We start from the raw sequence: 21,957 nt of genomic DNA, 5'->3' as shown, positions 1-21,957 counted from the left end.
CAAATATAATAGCACTCAGAGCCGAAATGTTAAAGTGTAAAGCCGTGCACTTCAATTATAAACTAGGAGAATATCATGAGCCAATCATTCGTGCAGTCTGCCTCTAATCATAATCGTGCCATTTCATTGAGCTTCCGTGGAACAATAGAAGAAAGCACAAGCGATCAGGAATCGGTTCCCTGTTGCTTGTGCCTTTTTGTCCTTATGAAACTTTTGGGACGCTAGATTTGTCCGCATGTTTTCCTGGCTCGATATGAAAGGATACGCCATCTCTCTGGTTCACCGCGCGAACGGCCATGCCATGATGGTCCATAATTTGTTTCACGATGGCGAGGCCAAGTCCGAATTGGCCATCGCCACCGGAGCGGAAGGGCTCAAAAAGGCTATCCGCTATGGCTTGATCAAGAAGGGGGCCGTCATTACTTATACAAAACTCAGATAAAGAGGGTTGCCCTTTCGTTGCATTCGCATTCTCGAGTGACAGTGATTTGACCAGGATGCGAATGCAGCTTTTGGCATAGCGGAGCTGGTTATCGAGCATGTTTTCCAAGGCGATTTTCCACTGTTCCTGATCACCGATTAGTGTAGTGTGAGGAGCGAGATCCATCTCCCATTTGATTTCAGGACGACGATACCGCAGCCGCTCAACCACATCTTCAATGACATCATTGATCTCAAAAAGTTGAAAAGGCTTCTCTCGGGCGGTCAAATAGTTCAGCTTATTCAGCAGCAGCAGGTCGCGAATCCGCTTCTCCAGCCGCTCTCCCTCTTTCATAATAACGCCAACGCTTTCATTGAGGGTTCCCTTCGGATAAACGCCGTCTTGTATGGATTGCGCATAGCTGCGAATCACCATCACAGGCGTCTTCAGCTCGTGTGACGTATGCTGCAGGAAGAACTGCTGCGCCCGATCCTGGCGCACTAACCGCTGCCGCATGGATTCAATTGCTTTGGCTAGCCGGCCAATCTCATCCTTGCGGCTTGTTGTGATAGGCTCATGCCAGTCACGTTCAGCCATCCGCCCGACATGGCGCTCCATCTGAACGAGTGGACGTGTGAAATAGCGAGCTATTCCCAGACAGGGGAGCCAGCTAATGACGATAAGACCTACCATCAGCAGCATGAGCCGGCCAAACATCGTCATCACAAGATCGTTGCGATAATTTCCCCAAGCATACGAGACGATGAAGTTGGGCTTCGTTAGATCACCTTCTTTGCGAATCACATAGAAGATACTTTTGTTCTCAATATTCCGCGTATATTTCTCTACGGGCAGCTGTTGTGCGAAGGCATCTTTCTCCATAGCCGTCACAAAAGGCTCGCTAATGGTAGCGCTCGAAGCCCATGTTTGATTGCTGGCAGCAGTACCGCTTATCATGAAATGCTGAATCGCGGGTCCGCTAAATGTAGCTTGAAGAGGAGCAGTTGCCCGTATCGCCATAGTTGAATTAGGGAGGATGTTGTTGCCTTCATTGAGGTCCATTTTCGGTACGACCATAATTCGCTTGTCCATAGGTATACCCTGTATAATACCGGAGGCCTGTAGTTGAATGGTTGGCTCCACGGGGGTTGCAAATGTCGCCGCTTTGGTGCTTTCCACACGAAGACCGCTCTGTGTATCGAGTAAAATATCATACAGCTGCTCAGTGAAAAATCCCTTCAGTGTCCAAGGAAGCAGGATGGCGAGCAGTGTAAAAATCAGAAGTGTTAAGGAGGCGAATGCTCCCCATAATTTGACCGCAAGAGGCCAATTTCCCAGACGCATTCTCATGCTTTCACCATCCTATATCCGTAACCATATACGGTTTCAAGTCGCAATTCCGGCAGTTTCCGGCGTAATCTTCTTACCAAATCGTCGACGACGCGATCCGTACCGAAGTAATCGATGCCCCAGACAGCGGTAAGCACCTGCTGACGTTCAAGCACCTGACCATGGTGATTCACCAGGTAAAGCAGCAGCTCGAATTCCTTCGACGTAAGCTCCGGGTTCGTTCCATCGGCGTCGGTCACGATGCGGCCTTGCTCATCGATCAGATAGGGTCCAACGGTCAGTTTCACGCGGCGTTCTTGGGCGGCTGTGAGGGATCCGCCAAGTCGCTCCCCATAGACGCGTTCAAGCAATTTACGTGTGCGTATCACGAGTTCCCGCGGTAAAAAAGGCTTGGCCAGATAGTCATCACTGCCTAGCTCCAGACCAATAATCCGATCGATATCTGCATCCCGCGCGGAGATAAAGATAACAGGCTGCATCGGTTGATCCGCCTTGATTTCCCGCATCAATTGATAACCATCCACGCCGGGCAGCATAATATCGAGGACCCACAAGTCCGGCCGCTCCGAGATTGCCTCTCGGGCTGATGTTCCGTCGGGGAACGAGCGCACTTGCCACCCCTCTTTCTCTAAATATGCTGCCAGGACGCCTCTTAAATCCTCTTCATCTTCTACTAGATAGATGTGATACATGTGCATAATCTCCTACTTTCCTGACTACATAGGGAAAAAGTGGAGCCGATCCGCTTAAAAATGCGGTCGGTTCCACTAGATTCAAATAGCTAAACAATCTTTATTTCTCAGCTGGTGCTGGAATTTCTGTTTTCAATTTCTTCGTCAACTCGCGAAGATCTTCGGTTTGCTTCACATAATCCTTCAACAATTCAGGCAATAAGCTTTTAATCGCCGCGGCATCATCAGCTTCCACCGCTTCTGTTAATTTCTGCTGGCGTTTGAAAGATTCGGGTAGCTCCGCTTTCATTATATCACCAGCCACAGCACCCTCAAGTGGAAGTGCTTGGGTAACCAGTTGCTTGATCATGATATCTTTGGTAGGCGGCGTTATTTTACCCTCTGAATCGATGGCAACAGAAGGAAGGGCAGGCACGGCAGTAACGGAAGCTGGGAACTCTTCTAATTGAAGGGCGTCGTCTTCAGTCAGGACTTTCTCATCTGTTTTACCGGTCACAGCATCCTTCTTAATGATCACTTTTTTAGCAAAAGTAGGCTTTGGAAACTCATTTTCTACCTGTTTGCGATCTTCCAACGCTTTCTTCCAGTCGGATAAAGTTTCTGGTGCATAGGTACTGGCAAGCAGCTTCCAGTAGTTTCGCTCATGCGATGGCTGCATCAGTAGACCTGAGCTAGCACTAGTCGTACGGAACGCCATGACTGGTTTGCTGCCTTCAGGTTGTGAGATTTGAATGCCTTGGATCAATTTCGTTTCTTTGTTCGTGTCTGCTGCGGATGCAGTTACGGCTCCGAATGCGATAGTTGCGATTACGGCTAGCAAGCTAGTTTGAGCTGCGCGTTTTTTCCATTGTGTTTTCATTTTAGAAAACTCCTCTCGATATATGTAGCTTGTAGGGAATGTTATTCATTTCCCTTACACCCTTACTGTACCGAAAGATTATGGACATCCTATCGCAACATTGTGGGAAATTATGTGTAGAAGCTTATGGATTGCGATAAAAACGGTTAAGATGGGAGTATTCAACATTTTGCTAGGAGGATTAGGATGAAGGAAATTGAACTGGGTCTGAAAGAGCGATTCAAAGATCTACCCGCAGAAGTTGAGATTGAAAACCAAAAGTACTGGATTTTGAAAACGATGAACCTGACAGCTATCGCTTAGTGTCGCGCAAATGTCCGCATGCTGGGGGATTGGTAGAAGAGGAAGGTGGGGAACTGGTATGTCCCTTACATGGTTGGGAATTCGATTCTCATACAGGTGTGTGTCTGAATGTGCCTTCGAAAAGTCTAAACGCGTTTACCGTTATTGTAAAAGATGGGCTGCTCGTCGCCCAAATGTGACTAGATTTATTGATCCCAGAGTAACTTCAGAATGCGATGAAGAATGTAAAAAAGAGCGAAACAAATTGCGAGAGAATGTTTGGCAGTTACATAAAGGGCTATAATGGCAACTGCGAAAATAACGAGTTCGATGAAAAATTGAAGAGGCTGAGAGACGGTTATTGAAGCTTTCGGTGAAACGAACATACCCCATAGGATGGCTGCAAGCAGCGGAGTGCCAATGCCCAGAACGCCTTTGAGCCACCCTCCTTTGCCAACTTGAAATCCCCAATAACTAAGGGAAGCAAGGATGCAAAGTTCTAACAAAAAACGTAAGCCCAAATTGGCGGCCTTCATCATGATCATCATGATAACAACACTCCCCTTCAAGGATAAACTAATTATAATAATATATTAACTAATGACGTTAGTTTATGCAATCTTTTTTCAGAATTTAAAAATACCACTGCAGAACGTTTTTACGTTCCGAAGTGGTATTTGGTTTGATTTTTACCTATTCAAATGCAGTTTACGTGTGTTGAGCATGCCGTCCAGACCCGTGGGATCTTGACTCACTTTATATTGGACGAAAGCTTCCGCAGCCTCCGATGTTCGAATACGCAATGGCTTCGGATCCAACTCCGTGACTAATTTCACCATCACCTCTGCAACTGATTCTGACGTTTGAGGCACCGAATTTCGCTTGGTGAAGGTGTCCAAATACTGTGTAATCATCGGCTTATATTCATCCTCTAAAATGCCGCCGGTTTTTTGAACGTGACCGAGGACGGTGCTGTTAAAATTGGTTGCAATCGCGCCGGGCTCAAGCAGCGTAACATCGATATTAAATGTCGGCTTGTAGTAGGTAGCTAAACTTTCTAACAAGCCCTCAACGGCAAATTTAGCCGCGCAATAAATCTCATTAAAGGGTTGCCCGACCAAGCCGCCAACACTTGTTGTTGCAATCAGATGTCCAGCATCGGACTTGCGAAGCAGCGGAAGCCCTGCACGAATCGTATGCATAACTCCGTACACATTCGTATCAAAAACGTTATGAATCTCCTCCATCGTCGCTTGCCCCAAGGCTCTCAAAAATCCAAAACCAGCGTTACAGAACAAAACGTCAAGGTGACCGTGGTTCTTTTCGATTACGGCAAACGCATGTTCCATCGATTCAGGACTGGTGACTTCCATTTCGATAAAATGAAGATTAGTCTGATTGCCGTATTTCTCTTGATCACGTTCTACGTTGCGCGTTCCTGCGTAAACCGTCCAACCAAGCTCAGAAAATTGCCTTGCAGTAGCTAATCCTATGCCGGATGAGGCTCCGGTAATCGCCATAATTTTATTCATTCAAAACACTCCTTTTGTGTTTATTCCTTAAACTGTTTATTAACTAAACAATATAATGTTTAAACGTATTAGTCAAGATGGAAATGAGAAAACCTCTACCCTCGGCCATTCAAAGATGAGCGACCGCGTTTAGCGAGGAGAGACTTTGGTCTACGACCAAAGATCCCTATATTATGTTTTATCGCCAATAAGAAAGCGGTTTTCGTGATCCGAAACTTATACCTTCTTATATGATGAAAAATCCCAACAGGAACGTTGGGATTATAGCGGTAATTTTTCTAAAAGCTGTTTGAGTGAAGCCAATTCATCCTTGGAGTAGGGGGTGAATAGCTGTTCGATTTTGTTATTATACGCATCTAAAATACTTATTATCAGTTCATTTCCTTTATCCGTCATTTGAACGAGCTGGCTTCTGCGACTAGTGGGATGCGGCTTGCGTATGACCAAACCCTGCAATTCTAATTTATCTAACAGCTGAGTGATAGCGCCTCTGGTTAACCCGAATTCATTGGAGATATCCACAGCGATGCATTCAGGATGTTTGCGCAGATACTCCATGACATACATCATAATCGGTGAAATCTGAAAGTGAGGCAGCACCTGCATCAAATAGGAGGAGATGACATTTTTTATTTCGCGAAATTTGGTCGTAATCAATTCTTGATCATTTTCCATAGGGAGCCGCCCTTTTTGTTTAGTTTCTATACATTATAACAAAAAAGTGACCCACGGCAACGGGCCGCAGGTCTAAGTATATATTTTAAAGGGGGGTCGAACTTTATTATAGGCTTAGTTCATTAAAATCAGATGAATTTCAGATTTCATTTTCATTACATTTTTGCAAATGGTAAAATAGAGCTAATGAAACACATCCAAGAATAGTGTTGCTGGAGCGGAGGAACCATGTTTTGAAACATTATTCTATGCGATCGCATTTGACCATAACTTTCGCTATTATGGCGATGATTCCGATTCTAATTCTAGGCAGTTTTCAAGTTTCTCAAATTACCCATATTACGCAAGAGTCCAATCAGAATCAGCGGCAGACCACCTATCGACTGGGGGATGCCGTCCAAGATTACATGTACTATCATCGAAATGCGGTTGAAACGTTGGCTGCCACAATTACAGCATCGGACGCCACCTTCCGAACGCGCGAGAGTTTAACGCTGAAGCTGCAATCGCTGCAAGAAAATTTGGCTGGCTTCACGGGTATCTATGTTGTAGATCAAAATGGCATCATCAAAGCGACTCATACGGCAGCGAATGCTTCACTCATTGGCGCCGATGTCAAGGAGCGAGATTACACCAAACGTGTGCAAACCGCACAAAAGACCATCATATCCTCCTTATTCCGGGGACCAGAAAGTTTGAATCAACCGGCGGTCGCGATTGCTGTACCGGTATATAAAGGAAATAAGCAAGCTGATGGCTTTGTGCTCGCCGTGCTCGAACTGGCTCCCATTAAGGAGCTTGTTACCAAATATGATTACGGCAAAGAAGCGTATCCAGTTGTTCTGGATCACGCAGGGAAGCCCATCTATCATCCGAACGCAGCGCTGACTGAATCCATGGCGGATTTATCGAAGGAGCCTGTTGCCGAAGATGCCCGAGTCCAGCGGCAGGGGGAAGGAACTTATCAATTAAGCACCTCCACGCATAAAGAACAGATTACTTACAAAGCCATTCCTGAAATCGATTGGATTGTGTGGGTAAGTAAGTCTAAAGCCGCAGTTAATGCTGCTTTCATCGAATCTCTCCGTATCACGATATTGCTGCTGGTATTCACGCTTATTTTGACCGTATTGCTGGGCAGTTTTCTGGCGAAACGGCTGAATGGAACCATTCATGCCTTGGTTGGTTACACGCAGCGTCTTGCAGGAGGCACCTTCGCCAAACCGGATAGCAAGGTTGTTCCTCAAGGCTCACCTCTGGAACTTCAATTACTGGCTGATCATTTCTTCCGGATGGCTGAGCAGATTAAGGAAAATCAAGGAGCGCTTCTGCAGCTCAACAGCGAGCTTGAGAATCGTGTTGAGGAACGAACCCAGCGGCTACAGGACGAGCATGCGACCTTGAATGCCGTTCTGGAAAGCATGTCCGATGCGGTTGTCCTGATCGACGTGAAGCATAATGTTGTGTATGCCAATCATCGGATGGCCGAAATCTTCGCAATTCCAATGTCGGAGTTGGGGGCAATGAATGAGGCTGCGCTGTTTGAAAGGATTGCTCTTTTGCTGCCCGAACGTCAAGATGAACTCCAGATGCTTACTGCTGAACCGAGGGTGCAGGGTGCTTTTACGGTGAAATCCGAGCATGGCAAAGAACGCTTTATGATGGTTTCAGCGTTTCAAGTGGCTAGAGAAGGGCGAGTTTTTGGCCGCGGCTATGTGTGGCGTGATATGACCAAGGAGCATGAAATCGATGCGCTTAAGAATGATCTGATTTCCCTTGCATCCCATGAGTTTAAAACACCAATCACAAGTATACGCGGAGGTGTTGAGACGCTGCTTCGTGTGGATGCCCAGTGGGAAGAAAGCTTTAAACAGGAGCTGCTGGAGGGGATTCATGAGGACATTGGGCGCATTCAGGATCTGATCGATGAGTGGTTGGATATCTCGAAGATCGAATCGGGCGCTATGCGGATCAATCCGCAGCCACTCCGGCTGGAAGCAGTTGTAGAAAGTGCCAAGAGAAGGCTGCCACAGCAGGCGAATTATGAGCATACCCAATTCGAGGTAGATTTAGCGGATCAGACTCCGCTGGTCTATGCAGACAAGCTGCGGATGGAGCAAGTTCTGGTGAACTTATTCACGAACGCGGTTCGATATAATGAGCAGCATCCTGTTATTCGGATTACGGCTCATGTCGATGAGCGCTATGTTCATCTGGAAGTTCAAGATAATGGCATCGGAATCTCAGATGAGCATGTGGATAAAATATTTGACCGCTTCTACCGAGTTGATGTGTCATCCAGCCGTCAAACGGGCGGGACCGGACTCGGACTCGCGATCTGCAAAGGGATCATGCAAGCGCACGGCGGAGAGATCCGCGTAGTGAGCAAACCTGGTGAGGGAAGTACATTTATCCTCTCCATACCGAGGTTCCAAGGGAAGGAGAGCTGAAAGTGAACAAGAAGAAAATTATGATCGTCGATGATGAGCCGAAAATCGTGCGATTCGTTGCAGCGAACCTCAAATCGTTAGATTATGAAACATTGGCCTGCCAGAGCGGCGCTGAGGCGTTAGAGAAGGTTGAAGGATTTGATCCGGATTTGATTTTACTTGATCTGATGATGCCGGGCATGGACGGATTCGACGTTCTCAAAAGGCTGCGCTCCTACTCCAGTGTGCCAGTCATCATGCTGACCGCACGGAGCAACGGGGCGGATAAAGTGCAAGGACTTAACCTAGGAGCGGACGATTATTTGACGAAGCCGTTCTCGTTAGATGAGCTATTCGCCCGTGTGAACGCCGTGCTTCGCCGGATGGATGGGCGAATGGCAACACCTGTCTCAACGAGCGAGATCATGCTTGGACCCGTGACGGCTAATCTAGCTCAGCGTCGAATCTGGCTGGGAGATACTGAGGTTAAGTTTACGGAGACCGAGTATAACTTGTTTGCTCTGCTCTTGCAGCATGCGGGCAAAGTTATGACCCATGAACAGCTGCTGAGTGAAATCTGGGGAAGTGAATACCGCGATGAAGTTGAATATTTGCGGGTCACGATAGCGAGAATTCGCCAAAAGATTAAGAGTCTTGCAGAGGGACAAGAAATTATGGAGATTATTGTAACCTACCCTGGGGTGGGCTACATGGCGAAGCATGAATGATGGAATGAGAGCATGCATGCGTGCGTGTGGCAGCGGGATAAGTAAATTTCCATTAAGCAAGATCACATAGCAAAAGCCCCTTGCCCGTTATCAGGTAAGGGGCTTTTGGTTTCGCATCACATGCAAAATAAGCTGAGAGTGCCGAAATGGACTTCTGAGTGTCGGAAAAGTTACACGTCAGCGGCTGAAACGATGTTTTTTATCGCAAAAGTAGGTGTTTTGCGTTAAGAGGACACCTAAGTGATGTAAAACATCATAAAATAGTGTCTGAAGGCCATCATTTTGATGATAAAGCCGCTGAGACGATGATTTTCATCATTAAAGTTTATTTATGTTGTGATCGGCATCAAATAAGAGTCTCTGGAGACTCCTATTTCCCACCATTAGCTACTTTTTCTCGAAATAGAAGCTACTAGGGGCTCTTATTTCCGCGCAATAATCCAGATTCTTTCAAGCTGGCATGAGACTATTTAACGATGAAAAATCACCTCACCGGCTCAGCAGCTGCACATCCAGAGGGTAATCAGGGATCTCGAAGTCGCGGACTGCGCCAGACTCCAAGTCAACAACGGTCATGCCGTTCCAACCGGTATCGGCATAAGTAACCCCGCCTGTGAGGTAGGCGTAACGACCGTCTGCGCTGGTGGCGACCATTTGGTGCATACGTGCCAGAGGAATGATTTTCTCGGTATGCGCAGCTATGTCGAGCACGGTTAAGTTAGGCTTGCCGGTTGCGCTGCCGGCAGCGCCGATGCCGACGATGAGCAGCTGCTTGCCGTCAGGTGTGAGGGCAACGCCTTCCTGATGCGTGTTGCCAGTTAAAGGCTTCGTCTCATACTTGCCGCTGACAGGGTCAAGAACGACAAGGCCGCGGCCTTGGTAAGGCAAGAGTAGACGGCCATCGGAACGAACCGCCGCATAATGGGGCTTCTCGAAGCCGCCACGACCATAAGGAGCTACGTCAAGGGTGCGAGCTTTGTTAGTAGCTAGATCGATAGCCGTTACGGAGTAAGAATCATGGTCGATGCTGTAAACTTCACGGCCATCGAGGCTGGTAACGACATCGAACGGTCGGATTCCGATGGAGACACTGCCTGTCATGGAGAGATTGGCCGTGTCCATGATTTCTAATTGGCTTTTGCTTCTGCTGGGTAAGTAAACACCTACGTAGACAAATCGACCGTCAGGTGAAACAGCGATGCCCATGCCACCGGGGCGATATTCGCCATATTGCGGCTTACCTACAGCTGATTGGTAGGGAACTAGGGCAACGCGTTTACGCAATTGGGTATCCACCACTGCGATACCTTCCGCTGTTGATACATAGGCGCGATGATTCGGTCCTTCCGCAATAGCAAAAGGAGATTGACCGACGATGAGTTTCTCGAAGCTGCCGGAAGTAGGATTTAAGAAAGATATATAGTCACTCTTGGAATGTGTAACCATCAAAGTGGTTTCGGAAGCATCAGGCGGAGTGATATTTGTTGGTTTTGGACTAACGGCAGGTGTTGTTGAAGGTACTGAAGGTGTAGGTGCAGGTGCTGCCGTTGCTCCGATGTTGGAGCCAACTGCCGCGTCGGGACGCGACCCGCAGCCTATTAATAGAAGAAGCAGCGTGAGCGGAGTCAATATTGTCAGGAATGAAAGGTTTTTACGTAACATGGGAATTCACCTCTAATTTGTGGGATGGGAATAATAATAGAACGAGAGCACCTCATTTAAGGTACCCTCGGATCTCTTTATCTTTTTAGTGTGAAGATTATTTGGTTAAAGTCAAAGTGACGCCTGTTGCAGTTGACCATTTACCCACTGGAGCAACGGTATAAGAAGTGCCAGGAACGAGTTGAACGTTATTAAGAAGAGCGAAAGTACCTACAGCGCCTTTACGTGAAGTCAGCGTGTATTCCGCAGTTAACACCGTACCGTCAGTTGCGGTAAGTGTAACACGGCGAGAGACGAAAATTTCATCCTTAGGATCTTGCGAAAGTGTGACGGCAATCGTCTTCGTATCAACCGCAGCAGCGGATTGGATAGTAAGCGGTTCGATTTCTTTGGCTGTAAAAGTTGGATTCGCGAGAGTAGCCCAGTCTGCCGAAACGGTATATTTGACACCGGCTTTGAACGTTTCGCCGTTAGGTAGAATAAACTTAGGTGCTTGTCGGCCATCGGTTGCTTGTGTGAATGGCAAGTAGTTCGCTGTCATTGTTGCGCCACCCTCAGGGGTAATTTGCACCTGACGGTTACGCATGGACGAAAGAATTTGATACGTTTTGCCGTTGTAGGTGTTGTTCTCGTCAACGATGAATGAGCCTGGGCGGCTTTTGCTGTAAGCTGCAATCACATAACCGTAATCAGCAACACCATCAGCCAAATGGGATTCAACTTCAAACAAATCATTAGCTACTTGCGCCGTGGATTTCAATGCGATTTTTTCCGTACTCGCTGTGAAAGTACCAGCAGGCTTACCTTTATAAGTCAGCGTGTAAGTTGTCCCGGCTTTTTGGGTAGGAACTGGAACGATGTAGGTGGATTTGGAACCTGTTTTTAACCGTGGAACATTATTGATCACCAGGCCGTTGTCAAAAACAAAGTTTTTGGACGCTTGATCCAGTTCCAATTCTGCCGCGGGAATCGGTGCTGAGAAAGTAACTTGCAGTGTTATGGCATTCAAGGCTTGGAGCTTAGTCACTTGAATAGGCGCTAATTGCTGCGCTTCAAAGATAAGAAGAGCGGCTTGACCGCGCGTCACTTGGTTGCCTGTGATAGATGCAAAGCTTGGCAGCTTTTCAACCGCTGTTTTATCGATTTTTAACACGTTAGCAATCACGTCTGCAAGTTGATCCGAAGAGATGGGTTGACCTCCCCGGAATTGTCCGGAAACCTCTTTCATCACACCTAAAGATTCAAGGGCAACCGCATAGGAATAGAACCAATCACCTTTCGTTACATCGTTAAAATGGTTGGTTGCGGCTGGGTCTATGCTTACATGAAGCGCTAGTGCGACCATTTTGGCAACCTCTGCGCGAGTTACAGTCTGATTGGGTTTGAAGGTGTTGTTCTCATATCCGGATACAACTTGCTGCTGCGCTAATTGTTCGATCGCTGTTTGAACTTGAGCTGTGTTGGCAGAATCCGTGAAAGGACTTGCTGCTAGTGCATTGAAAGGAAGAATTGCTGATAAACCTACAGTTGCTGTGATCGTTAATGCAGCTAATGTCTTTTTACTGTTTTTCATATATAACACTCCTATTCGATGATGTTTGATTGCGCTGTTGTTGCATCGTGCTGCTGTCTACAAGAACTAGCTTACACGTCAGGGCATTACAATCGAATAAAAATTACGTGCTGCACATTACAAAATCGTAAAAAATTTGATATCCCCGCTCGAAAAGCAATATAAAAAAATGGCCTTACAGCCGTAAAAGATTTGAGTATGTGCTCAGATCTTCTGCGGCTGTAAGGCCGTTGTTCGTTTTCAGAGTCTTAAACGCTAAGATCTGTAGGACTAGTACTTTTAACAATGCTGTGTGAAGAGGAGCCCGTAAGTCTTTGCGGGGGGAATACTTGGCGAACAGGAGCAATGATGAGCGCTGCAACTACAGCTTTGATGGCATCTCCTGGTAAGAATGGATAGCACGCCGCTGCCATGGCTTTGGCAAATGTATAGGTAGGCACTTTGTACATTAACCAAGGAACTCCGGCCAGATACAGAATGAGAGAGCCGAATACTTCAAGGACTAAGAAGGCGGCGATGTAACCCATGATGCCACTCATCCGAATACGAGGCAAAATAAGACCGATAAGCATAGCTGAAAAAGGCCAAATCATAATGAAGCCGCCAGTAGGTCCGAGGACGACGCCTAAACCGCCATTCCCGTGAAGCAGAGGAAAGCCGATGGCTGTGAGGATGACAACGAGTGCCATACTAAGGAAACCATAGCGTGCTCCCAGAAGTCCGCCGGCAAGCATAACCGCCAGAGTTTGCAATGTAATAGGCACGGGTGTCATAGGAAGAGAAATTTTGGCAAAGCTGAATAAAACGAGAATAGCGGCAAATAGTGCACTAAAAACAACGCCGCGAAGAGTGAGTTTCATATTGTTCATCGCTCCTGTTTCTGTTATTGTAAATGTATTGTCAACCAATTCGATCAATATTGGTTAACAATTCAGATGATAGCACATCTTTTGTGAAAGTGAAAGGAACATTTTACATATGGCAAACAGTGAGATTTTAGCCTCAATGGAGAAAGCCTCCGTTATTTATCGAACAGAATCTGGAGAAGGAAGGCAAGTGTGGTCCGATGTCTCCATGGATATTCATCAGGGTGAGTGGATTGTAGTCATAGGACCCAATGGCAGCGGCAAAAGCACACTAGCCAGCGTATTACTGGGCTTAGGTCCGCTCTCTGGTGGGCAGTTCGTACATAAGCAAGACCAGAATTGGCTAACTCGGGGTGTATTGCAAATACCGGATGCCCAGTTTGTTGGAGACACGGTTCAGGAAGAGCTGGACTACCTGCCGAATGGGCAAAATTTAAGCACAGAATCGCGTAAAGAATGGTACATGGAAACCTTGTCTGCTGTTGGATTGACGATCCCGATCGAGCGGGCGCTTAACACGTTATCCGGTGGGCAAAAGCAGTTGGTGAATCTCGCAGCAGCGCTTGCTGCTCATCCAACGATCCTTGTTTTAGATGAGCCGACCGCAATGTTAGACCCTGCTGCAAGGAAGGAAGTGCGCCAAGCTGTAAGGGAAGCGCATAAGCGGGGGACGACGATTGTGTGGATTACCCATCGTTTGGAAGAGTTGGCGGATGCTACGCGCGTCGTTGGTTTTGGAGAGGGACGGATAACTTTTGATGGGGAGCCGAGAGCGTTTTTGTATGGGGAAGGGGGAGAATTGCGGGGTATGACACCTTGTATGGAGTTAGGGTTTGATCCGCCTTTTGTGGTTAAGACTGCCATTGGTCTGATGCAGCAAGGCTGTCAGCTTGACCTCCTCCCGATAGATATGGAAGAGTTGGCTAAGGCGGTGTCGTCCTTATGTCCATAGCTCTGCAGGACATCCGGATAGATGCTCCGGATGACTCTAACAATCAACTGCTGAAAGATATCAGCTTCAACTTGTCGGATGGATCGCTAACCTTATTGATTGGTCATACGGGTTCTGGAAAATCAACACTGCTGCAGGTCATGGCCGGAATTCTGGAACCAACCTTAGGAATGATGACCCTTGATGAGCAGCCATTATGGCACAAACGAAAAGTAGACCAAGCCCATCTCCTTCGTCTAGGTCTAATATTTCAATTCCCCGAGCAGCAGTTATTCGCTCGCAGTGTACGCCAAGAATTCGCGTACTCCTTGCGTCCTTACCGCCTCGGGGCGGACGAACGCGAGCGCCGCATTCGCGCCGCTTGCGCTGATCTCGATCCACGCGGCGTCATCGCCATGGATCGGTCGCCTTTTTCGCTGAGCGGCGGCGAGCAGCGCCGGCTCGCGCTGGCGACAACGTTCGCCACTGCGCCGGACTGGCTCCTCATGGATGAGCCAACTGCCGGCTTAGAGGCGGCAGCCGTCCGCGAATTGCTGCGCATCATTCGCGCGCGCGAGCGTGGCGGCTGCGTCATCGCCACGCACGACCTGGACACGTTCTTTCCGCTAGCGGACCGTGTCCTCGTTCTAGACCGCGGCGCGCTCGTCTTCGACGGCACGCCTTCAGAGCTTTGCCGCGCGCCGGAGGTGCTGACGCGCGCGGGGGTAGGCCTCCCGAGCTGCGTGGAGGCCGCTATAGAGCTGGCGCGCTATGGCATCGCCATCGCGCCGGACCGGCTCACGCCGGAGCTTGCCGCTCCGGCGATCGCAGAGGCGCTGCGCGAACGCGGCAGCGGCAGCCCTAGGCCGGCGCCGCAAGCGGCAGCGCCGAGCCCGCAGGCCACGCGCGAAGCTGGCGTGGCCTCGAAGCCGCCGCAGGCCGCGTGGCTGCGGGTCGACCCGCGCGCGAAGTGGCTGCTCTACCTGCTGCTCGTCATCGGGACGATGCAGCAGCGGCAGTGGAGCGGCCTCGCGGCATCCATGCTGCTCCTCAGCCTCGCGTTTCTCGGCCTCCCGCGATCCGTCCTTCGCGGCAGCATGAAGATCGCCCTGCCATTCCTGATCTTCATGTTCATTTCGATCCTTCTGGCAGGGCTAGACTGGTCAACCGCTGAAGGGCAATTTCCGCTTGGTTTCTCGGCGGAGCGTGGCTGGAGCACGGCACTCACGTTAACACGTTTGTTTCTCGTTCTCATGGCAGGTTATTGGCTAGCCGTCACGACGCCTTATGGTCAGCTCGTGCAAGGGCTTAATTGGGCCTTGAAATATTTCCGCAAATTTAAGCTTCCTGTTGAATCTTTTTCATTGGCCGTCTCCTTGATTTTCCGCTTCATTCCGCTCATCTTGCGGGAGTGGCAGCAGTTCTCAGCCATCGTAAGAGCTAGAGGCAAAGCATCAATCCGACCGGGTACTGTTCGTTCACGAGATATCCCGGCGCTGGTCGTCCCTTTGCTGCTCGCTATGTTTCATAAAGCTGAGCAAATGACCATTGCGATGGAACTGAAAAAAATCGACGGCAAACAGCTGCTGCTGAGGAAAAACACGTTACAGTGGCGAGGTATGGACACCATTCTCGTTGTCACGGGAATTCTTAGTTTTGCATTACTTATGTATATGCAATCATAAAGACGGGGGGCTGTCCCAAAAGTGCTCGCATGTTTGAGCATGTCCCAAATTTAAACAAAAGAACCTCCAATTCCACACTACTAAAGTGGGAGATGGAGATTCTTTTTACATATGAATCTGATTCTAAGTGGGGGCTGAAAAATCATAAATTGACTTTTGGGACAGCCCCTTTGTTCTTCTTGATAGATTTTGGGATAGGGGGTAAGAGGGTAAGACGAGAGCTTCCCCCTATTTAGCATGGTTTGCTATGGATTTTACTGAACTGAGTGAGGTTGCGGACACATGCATAATCTTTCGGTGATTGACTATAATTGCCTGGTTGTTGCAAAGCGCAATAACCTAAAACCAGTGCACAAGCTGGAAAGATATTTTTCATCGTTACAGTCGCGAGGGGAAGTGAGAACGTGTCTGTAACGATGTTTTGTATTCTTACAAATGAGAAAAAAGCAGTTTTATGCGCTGTGCACAAGCTGGAAAGATATTTTTCATCGTTACAGTCACGAGGGGTGTGTGGAATCGTGTCTGTAACCATATATTTCATCTTTACAGACGAGAAGATGGCGGATTGGGATCTAAACGAGCGAGTGAAATCAAAGAGAAGTTCGTTCCCCATGCGCAAGCGTAGGCTTTAGACAAGAACCTGGCCATCGACCAGGTTTTATTTGCTGCGCTTCACGCTGAGCTCCTCGCTGCGCTTCACGCTGGGCTACTCGCTGCGCTTGCCGATTCACACTCCCCGTCACTCACCCCGTCATCTTGAGACCAATCGCCCCGTATACTATACTTAGTTGAAGAACAGAGATGGCGGTGACGAGAATGGAAACAGCGTACACAATCTACGAGCAGCAAATGTTAAAAAAGCTGAAACGCTGGGAAATCCGGCAGCAAAGGGTTCCCAACCTGATGGAAAGAGCCTCCAAATCTGTTCAAACCAGCATCAATAATTTGATTCCTGATAAGGTTCATAAGACAATAACCGCGACCGTCAAAGGAATCGTGCAAACGACCCTATTCGGGATGAATTACATCCCCAAAAACGACCCGCTATACGGTGTTTCCTTAGCAGATAGCGATGCCAAAGCGGAGGAATTATTATCCCTATATAAAAAGATCGCCGCAGCAGAAGGAGCAGGTACGGGAGCGGGTGGAATTTTGCTAGGACTGGCGGATTTCCCTATTTTGATCGGCATTAAATTGAAATTTCTATTTGAGCTGGCGCATGCGTACGGCTACTCAACGAAAGATTACCGGGAGCGGTTGTTCATTCTCTATGTGTTTCAGCTGGCCTTCTCCAGTCCGAATAAGAAGCCGGGTCTTCTTCATACCATTAAGAATTGGCATACCATTTCTCATTCCTTTCCACCGGCTGAGGACTACATGAATCAAGTGGATTGGCAGCAGCTGCAGCAGGAATACCGGGATACGATTGATTTTCGTAAAATGCTTCAGCTCGTTCCCGGCATCGGGGCGGTGGTGGGCGCTTGGGCCAACTTTGGTTTGCTGGAGGAGCTCGGCGTGGCAGGAATGAACTGTTTTCGCTTGCGCAGATTACATGATAAAGCGGAGAGCGGCGGCGTCGAATCCAAATAAAACGCTTATTGTTCAAAAACTGGTCAAATTTATAGTGATTTTCGATGAGAAATAGCATATTATAAAAGAAAGAGTCGTTCATCGGCTCATCTTATAAAAGTATGTGATATTTTTCACAATTATATGTGATTTATTTCACAAATCGGAGGAGAGGATTTCAATGAGCAAACCGAAAGTGGTTATTCTTGGCGCAGGTTACGGTGGTCTGGTCACAGCCATTAGGCTTCAGAAGCGGATGAAAGCAAGTGAGATGGATGTTACCTTGGTGAACAAACATGATTATCACTATATGACGACGCATCTGCATATGCCGGCTGCCGGTACCGATCATCACGATAATGCCCGTGTGGCGATTGCGGATTTGATTGATGAGCGCAAGATTCATTTTGTGAAATCAACGGTAAGTCAAATTTTGCCCGAGGAAAAGAGGGTTGTGCTCGGCGATAGCGACCTCTCCTACGATTATCTAGTTATTGGGCTGGGGAGTGAGACCGAGACATTCGGCATTCCTGGGATGAATGAATATGCGATGTCGATTAAGAGCATTAACAGCGTGCGCTTTATTCGCCAGCACATTGAATATATGTTTGCCAAGTCGAAAATGGAGCCAAAGAGGAAAGAGTATCTCACCTTTGTGGTTGGGGGCGCCGGCTTCACTGGAACAGAGTTTGTGGGGGAATTGGCGGATCGGATCCCTGTGCTGAGCAGGACCTATGACGTCGACCCGTCCGCTGTGCAAATTATAAATATCGAAGCCTCTCCATCGGCGCTGCCTCCAGGTTTACCGGAAGATCTTGTCGAATACGGCATGGAAGTCATGCGCCGCAAAGGTGTTCAGTATAAACTATCCACACCAATTAAGGAGTGTACGCCGGATGGCGTTATTCTAGGCAATGGCGAGTTCATTCGTGCAGGCACTGTTGTTTGGTCGGGAGGCATTCGCGGGAATTCCTTGATACAACAAGCAGGATTCGATGTACAGCGGGGAAGGGTCAAAGTTGACGAATGCTTGCGTTCTTACCAGTATCCGGATGTATTTATTACAGGTGATTGCTCCATTGTGATGAGCCCTGAGGGGACGCCTTATCCTGCGAATGCCCAGATTGCCGTTCAGCAAGGCTACAACGTAGCGAGAAATCTTCTATCTGCCGTTCGCGGCCGTGACCTTAAGCCCTTCGCATACGATTTCAAAGGGACTGTGGCATCCTTGGGCAGAGGAGAGGCAGTGGGCTTACTCAAAGTGAAGAAAGTCAGAGGCAAATTCGCCGCTCTCCTGAAAAAGGTCATCGATGCTCGCTATTTATATCTCATTGGCGGCATCCCACTCATATGGAAAAAAATGATTTTCAAACAAAAAACAACAGCGCGCAATTATCACGTGCCGAATTAAATAAGACGAAAAGCAAAAACTGGATTGAGAAGATCAGAAATTAATCTGATTATCTCTCCAGTTTTTTTCTTGACCCCAGAACATTTTTGGCGGGTTAGGGAGAGTCCAAACTTCCCCCTTATTAGTTAGCTATTGATTTTGCTGAGCTGAGTAAGATTGTGGAGACATGCATAATCATTTGGTAAGTGACTTTGTGCTTTTGCTGTAAATTGTTTATTTGTTCGTTGGTTTGTTTATGGGCAAATGGGGGAATTAGAAAGGCAAGTTGTACAACATACAACATTACACGCATAAGTATTGTTTCAACATATACATCCTGGGCCTAACATGCTGTGCAACAACGGTTGCACGCACCAGTTCAAGGACGGCGTAAGCCGTTCATTTTGCCATGTATTTCAGTCGTATATTTCTGCCATGTATTCTGTCATGTATTTCTAGTCAGAGCTTCTTTGGTAGTCAGCACGTCTTTTGCAGTTAAAGCCTCTTCTGTCAGCACGTCTTTTGTACTCAAAGCTTCTTCCGCATTCGTCAGCACTTCTTTTCTCATGAACCAGCAAGCTATGAAAGCTACAATGGCGAAAATGATGCCTATTGCAAAAATGTGTTGGAACGCCTCTGTAAATACCATTTTGATCTGCAGCAGTAAGTCTGCTGAGAGCCCCTGCGGGATGCCGCCATTTAGGATTGTCGCGGCAGTTCCTTCAGGGAATTGGTCCGATAATCCCGATAAACCTCTGGCGATATTTCTTGAAAGCAAACTTCCGAAGATACTGAATCCTAGCGTGGTACCAATGGCCTGGAACAACTGAACCGTTGCAACCCCGACTCCGCTGTGTTCCTGCGCAACGGATTCCTGCACGATCAGATTGTCTGAACCGAAGAGAACGCCGATCCCAAGTCCCAAAATGAAGAACCCCGCGATAATGTAGATAACTGTTGTATCAACCTGTATGCGAGATAGCAGGACATAGCTTACGATCGGGAAGATGAACGATACGAGGAAGAGCTTCTTGTAAGCAACCTTCGTTATGAGATTACCGCAGAGAATACTCGCGGGAATCGCTCCCGCCATGAAGGCCAGCGACAAATAACCGGATGAGGTGGGTGACATTCCCATGACATTCTGCGCGAAAAATGGGAATCCCGACATGCCTCCCATGACACCAAGCATGGTTAGGAACACGATACAGGACAATACGACGACGGACCGATTTCTGAAGAGAACAAGCGGAATGATCGGCTCCTTGGCCTTCGATTCGATTCGGATAAAAAGTATGGTAAGAGCTGCGAATAGCGCCAATAAGCCGATAATAACGGGGGACGACCACGTATAGCCCTTGATGTCGATCAAAACCGGAGCTAGAAGAAGTGAGAGCATGGCAAGAACGAGTGTAAAGGCTCCTGCCCAGTCAATGGATTTTTTCTCGGTGCTGGCCGTTTCACGCAAGCCTTTGGAAACGATAAAGGCAGCGATAAGTCCTATAGGAATGTTGATCAGAAAGATCCAATGCCAGCTCACATTGCTTACGAAATACCCGCCTATCGTAGGTCCGATCAGCTGTGGCAGAATCAATAACGGACCGACAAGGCTCTGGACCTTGGCTCGCTGCTCCAGCGGAAATGTATCGCCAATGATAATCATGGCCAAAGGCATGAGTCCACCAGCTCCGATTCCTTGAACGCCTCTTCCGATTAGCAGTGTGGTCATCGAGTCAGCGAGCCCACTGATGATGGATCCGATCATAAATAGGGCGACACAGCTTAAATAAATCTTCTTGCGGCCATAAATATCGGCAAGCTTGCCGAAGATCGGCATGAACATCGTAATCGAGAGCATGTAAATCCCGGCTACCCAGCCGTAAAGTGTCATGCCGTGCAGATCACGAATAATGGTCGGTAGAGCTGTCGATACGACGGTTTGATCCAACTCAGAGAATACCAGGCCTAACAGCAGCCCGATTAGAACTAATGTCTTGTTGTTTCCTTGCTTTTTCATGATTACACCTCATCTTTAATTAAACTCCTCAACGCTTCTCTAAGTATAGATATTCAAGGAGTTTCACTCATCGGACGCAAGCTTTAAAAAGCTCTCGGTCTGGCGATGTATTTTTTAAACATTGGATAACGTAAAAAAAGCCCCTTCGGGCTTTCATGGTTTTGGATGTAATCATAGTTGAAGATGTTTCAATAAATCCATCCTATACTGCCTTGGTGTTACCCCTGTCCACTTCTTAAAAGCACTTTGAAAGGCACTTGGCTCTGAGAAGTGAAGAAGGTAAGCAACTTCTCCTATTTTATATTCCGGTTTAGCCAAATAACCAACAGCAAGCTCTCTCCGAGCTCGATTCATGATATCTTGATAGGTTGTGTTTTCCTGCTTTAACCTTGCCTGAATACTTCTAATACTCATTTTGAAAGCCATCGACGTCTCTTTTAAGCTTGGAAAAGGCATCGGCATGTCCTTCATGATCCAATTGTATAATTGGTCGGAAAATGTTCGACCTTGCATGAGTCTGTGTCTGGTTTCCTCCGCGAAAGCCTCGAAGGTCCCCAATAGCTTTGCGTCCGCTAATAAAATGGGGTATTCCAGAATGTCCTTGCTTATACGAATTGCATTCGAATCCTTACCAAACTGCGGCTTGACTCCCAGTACGGATGTATACGCGTCAATCTCCGTGGAGAGAGAATGGGTGAAATGCACTTCTTTTAAAGAAATATTTCTGCAGCTTAGCCTTATCATCAAATGGTATAAAGAACTAGCCATATCCTCTATGCAGTGTCGGGCCGGTTGCTTGTGAGGACGATTGTAGGACAACCCGATGATAACGTCATTCTCTTCTATGTGCCAATTGATATTGTATCCATCACATACGATCATATTATATTTTTGAAAAGCAGCTAAGCCTTGACCGATAGTTTTTGAGTGAAGCATCACATATCCTAGAATCCCCAAATCAGAAACTTCTATGTTCTGTCCCTGATGTAATCCGAACATGTCATCCGATGTGATCGCAGCGGCTAATTCCGTCAAACGTTCGAAATCCTCCTCCGACAACCGAGCTTCGGTGTCTAGAAGAATGGACTCATCTATATTTGCTCTTTTGCAAAAATCGTCTTTGTTATGTCCCTTGAACACAATCGCTTTGATAATCGGATAAACAAGGGATACAGATAACCCTGTGTAGTTTGGTAACAAATCCCGGGACCTCCATTCTGCACATAAGAATAAGATTTTGGCATGTTTGATCATACTTTTCTAGATCCAAATGGCTTATTCTTACTTTAACACGCA

At 47.5% G+C, this 21,957-nt stretch carries 18 protein-coding genes; 7 read left to right on the top strand and 11 right to left on the bottom strand.

Annotation, left to right across the window (positions count from 1 at the left end; translation table 11 throughout):
* Positions 1-202 precede the first annotated feature (202 nt).
* From AC58U0_RS02300 to AC58U0_RS02290, 3 genes are all read right to left on the bottom strand, one after another.
* Positions 203-1,771 (bottom strand): HAMP domain-containing sensor histidine kinase, encoded by a 1,569-nt coding sequence (locus AC58U0_RS02300; protein ID WP_497377422.1) that lies wholly within the window; start codon positions 1,769-1,771, stop codon positions 203-205.
* Entirely contained in the window at positions 1,768-2,463 is a 696-nt protein-coding gene (locus AC58U0_RS02295; protein ID WP_307563566.1) for a response regulator transcription factor, read from the bottom strand. Before AC58U0_RS02295 ends, AC58U0_RS02300 begins: the two co-directional genes overlap by 4 nt.
* 100 nt (positions 2,464-2,563) lie before the next feature.
* Complete coding sequence (locus tag AC58U0_RS02290) at positions 2,564-3,322, bottom strand: hypothetical protein (RefSeq protein ID WP_497377421.1); 759 nt, start codon at positions 3,320-3,322, stop codon at positions 2,564-2,566.
* A 302-nt stretch (positions 3,323-3,624) separates the two neighbouring features.
* On the opposite strand from AC58U0_RS02290, the gene AC58U0_RS02285 reads away from it, so the two are divergent.
* Entirely contained in the window at positions 3,625-3,804 is a 180-nt protein-coding gene (locus tag AC58U0_RS02285; protein WP_497377420.1) for a Rieske (2Fe-2S) protein, read from the top strand.
* Between the two features lie 6 nt (positions 3,805-3,810).
* Here the strand turns inward: AC58U0_RS02285 and AC58U0_RS02280 are convergent, their stop codons facing one another.
* The 3 genes from AC58U0_RS02280 to AC58U0_RS02270 all read right to left on the bottom strand — a co-directional run bounded on the left by AC58U0_RS02280 (position 3,811) and on the right by AC58U0_RS02270 (position 5,811).
* Complete coding sequence (locus AC58U0_RS02280) at positions 3,811-4,152, bottom strand: YrdB family protein (RefSeq protein ID WP_497377419.1); 342 nt, start codon at positions 4,150-4,152, stop codon at positions 3,811-3,813.
* A 141-nt stretch (positions 4,153-4,293) separates the two neighbouring features.
* Entirely contained in the window at positions 4,294-5,136 is an 843-nt protein-coding gene (locus AC58U0_RS02275) for an SDR family oxidoreductase (RefSeq protein WP_497377418.1), read from the bottom strand.
* 261 nt (positions 5,137-5,397) lie between these two features.
* On the bottom strand, positions 5,398-5,811 hold the full coding sequence (locus tag AC58U0_RS02270; RefSeq protein ID WP_497377416.1) for a MarR family winged helix-turn-helix transcriptional regulator: 414 nt from the start codon (positions 5,809-5,811) through the stop codon (positions 5,398-5,400).
* 233 nt (positions 5,812-6,044) lie between these two features.
* Here AC58U0_RS02270 and AC58U0_RS02265 point away from each other — a divergent pair, with 233 nt between their 5' ends.
* Both AC58U0_RS02265 and AC58U0_RS02260 read left to right on the top strand, forming a co-directional pair.
* Positions 6,045-8,261: an ATP-binding protein gene (locus AC58U0_RS02265; RefSeq protein ID WP_497377415.1), complete on the top strand. Its 2,217-nt coding sequence runs from the start codon at positions 6,045-6,047 to the stop codon at positions 8,259-8,261.
* Between the two features lie 2 nt (positions 8,262-8,263).
* Positions 8,264-8,968, top strand: coding sequence for a response regulator transcription factor (locus AC58U0_RS02260; protein ID WP_497377413.1), 705 nt, complete (start codon positions 8,264-8,266; stop codon positions 8,966-8,968).
* A gap of 489 nt (positions 8,969-9,457) precedes the next feature.
* Here the strand turns inward: AC58U0_RS02260 and AC58U0_RS02255 are convergent, their stop codons facing one another.
* The 3 genes from AC58U0_RS02255 to AC58U0_RS02245 form a co-directional block, all read right to left on the bottom strand.
* Positions 9,458-10,630, bottom strand: coding sequence for a YncE family protein (locus AC58U0_RS02255; RefSeq protein ID WP_497377412.1), 1,173 nt, complete (start codon positions 10,628-10,630; stop codon positions 9,458-9,460).
* Positions 10,631-10,727: 97 nt separating this feature from the next.
* Positions 10,728-12,203 (bottom strand): S-layer homology domain-containing protein, encoded by a 1,476-nt coding sequence (locus AC58U0_RS02250; protein WP_497377410.1) that lies wholly within the window; start codon positions 12,201-12,203, stop codon positions 10,728-10,730.
* 248 nt (positions 12,204-12,451) lie between these two features.
* Positions 12,452-13,063: a biotin transporter BioY gene (locus AC58U0_RS02245; RefSeq protein ID WP_497377409.1), complete on the bottom strand. Its 612-nt coding sequence runs from the start codon at positions 13,061-13,063 to the stop codon at positions 12,452-12,454.
* Positions 13,064-13,181: 118 nt separating this feature from the next.
* Here AC58U0_RS02245 and AC58U0_RS02240 point away from each other — a divergent pair, with 118 nt between their 5' ends.
* From AC58U0_RS02240 to AC58U0_RS02225, 4 genes are all read left to right on the top strand, one after another.
* Positions 13,182-14,021, top strand: coding sequence for an ATP-binding cassette domain-containing protein (locus tag AC58U0_RS02240; protein ID WP_497377408.1), 840 nt, complete (start codon positions 13,182-13,184; stop codon positions 14,019-14,021).
* The gene (locus AC58U0_RS02235; protein ID WP_497377407.1) at positions 14,012-15,685 is read left to right on the top strand and encodes an ATP-binding cassette domain-containing protein; all 1,674 of its coding nucleotides are present in this window, start codon (positions 14,012-14,014) and stop codon (positions 15,683-15,685) included. The genes AC58U0_RS02240 and AC58U0_RS02235 overlap by 10 nt, the downstream gene beginning before the upstream one ends.
* A gap of 816 nt (positions 15,686-16,501) precedes the next feature.
* Positions 16,502-17,275, top strand: a complete 774-nt coding sequence (locus AC58U0_RS02230; RefSeq protein WP_497377406.1) for an EcsC family protein — start codon at positions 16,502-16,504, stop codon at positions 17,273-17,275.
* Between the two features lie 160 nt (positions 17,276-17,435).
* Positions 17,436-18,665 (top strand): NAD(P)/FAD-dependent oxidoreductase, encoded by a 1,230-nt coding sequence (locus tag AC58U0_RS02225; protein ID WP_497377405.1) that lies wholly within the window; start codon positions 17,436-17,438, stop codon positions 18,663-18,665.
* 424 nt (positions 18,666-19,089) lie between these two features.
* Here AC58U0_RS02225 and AC58U0_RS02220 read toward each other — a convergent pair whose 3' ends face one another.
* Both AC58U0_RS02220 and AC58U0_RS02215 read right to left on the bottom strand, forming a co-directional pair.
* Positions 19,090-20,661, bottom strand: a complete 1,572-nt coding sequence (locus tag AC58U0_RS02220) for an MDR family MFS transporter (protein ID WP_497377403.1) — start codon at positions 20,659-20,661, stop codon at positions 19,090-19,092.
* A 171-nt stretch (positions 20,662-20,832) separates the two neighbouring features.
* The gene (locus AC58U0_RS02215; RefSeq protein ID WP_497377402.1) at positions 20,833-21,861 is read right to left on the bottom strand and encodes an AraC family transcriptional regulator; all 1,029 of its coding nucleotides are present in this window, start codon (positions 21,859-21,861) and stop codon (positions 20,833-20,835) included.
* Positions 21,862-21,957: the final 96 nt, after the last annotated feature.

This window comes from Paenibacillus sp. J31P190, from assembly GCF_059692075.1.
This window is presented reverse-complemented; position numbering and strand designations above follow the sequence as displayed.

Coding starts and splice junctions, on each gene's coding strand:
- AC58U0_RS02300 (WP_497377422.1), bottom strand. CDS start 1,771: ATGAGAATGCGTCTGGGAAATTGGCCTCTTGCGGTCAAATTATGGGGA.
- AC58U0_RS02295 (WP_307563566.1), bottom strand. CDS start 2,463: ATGTATCACATCTATCTAGTAGAAGATGAAGAGGATTTAAGAGGCGTC.
- AC58U0_RS02290 (WP_497377421.1), bottom strand. CDS start 3,322: ATGAAAACACAATGGAAAAAACGCGCAGCTCAAACTAGCTTGCTAGCC.
- AC58U0_RS02280 (WP_497377419.1), bottom strand. CDS start 4,152: ATGATGATCATGATGAAGGCCGCCAATTTGGGCTTACGTTTTTTGTTA.
- AC58U0_RS02275 (WP_497377418.1), bottom strand. CDS start 5,136: ATGAATAAAATTATGGCGATTACCGGAGCCTCATCCGGCATAGGATTA.
- AC58U0_RS02270 (WP_497377416.1), bottom strand. CDS start 5,811: ATGGAAAATGATCAAGAATTGATTACGACCAAATTTCGCGAAATAAAA.
- AC58U0_RS02255 (WP_497377412.1), bottom strand. CDS start 10,630: ATGTTACGTAAAAACCTTTCATTCCTGACAATATTGACTCCGCTCACG.
- AC58U0_RS02250 (WP_497377410.1), bottom strand. CDS start 12,203: ATGAAAAACAGTAAAAAGACATTAGCTGCATTAACGATCACAGCAACT.
- AC58U0_RS02245 (WP_497377409.1), bottom strand. CDS start 13,063: ATGAAACTCACTCTTCGCGGCGTTGTTTTTAGTGCACTATTTGCCGCT.
- AC58U0_RS02240 (WP_497377408.1), top strand. CDS start 13,182: ATGGCAAACAGTGAGATTTTAGCCTCAATGGAGAAAGCCTCCGTTATT.
- AC58U0_RS02235 (WP_497377407.1), top strand. CDS start 14,012: ATGTCCATAGCTCTGCAGGACATCCGGATAGATGCTCCGGATGACTCT.
- AC58U0_RS02230 (WP_497377406.1), top strand. CDS start 16,502: ATGGAAACAGCGTACACAATCTACGAGCAGCAAATGTTAAAAAAGCTG.
- AC58U0_RS02225 (WP_497377405.1), top strand. CDS start 17,436: ATGAGCAAACCGAAAGTGGTTATTCTTGGCGCAGGTTACGGTGGTCTG.
- AC58U0_RS02220 (WP_497377403.1), bottom strand. CDS start 20,661: ATGAAAAAGCAAGGAAACAACAAGACATTAGTTCTAATCGGGCTGCTG.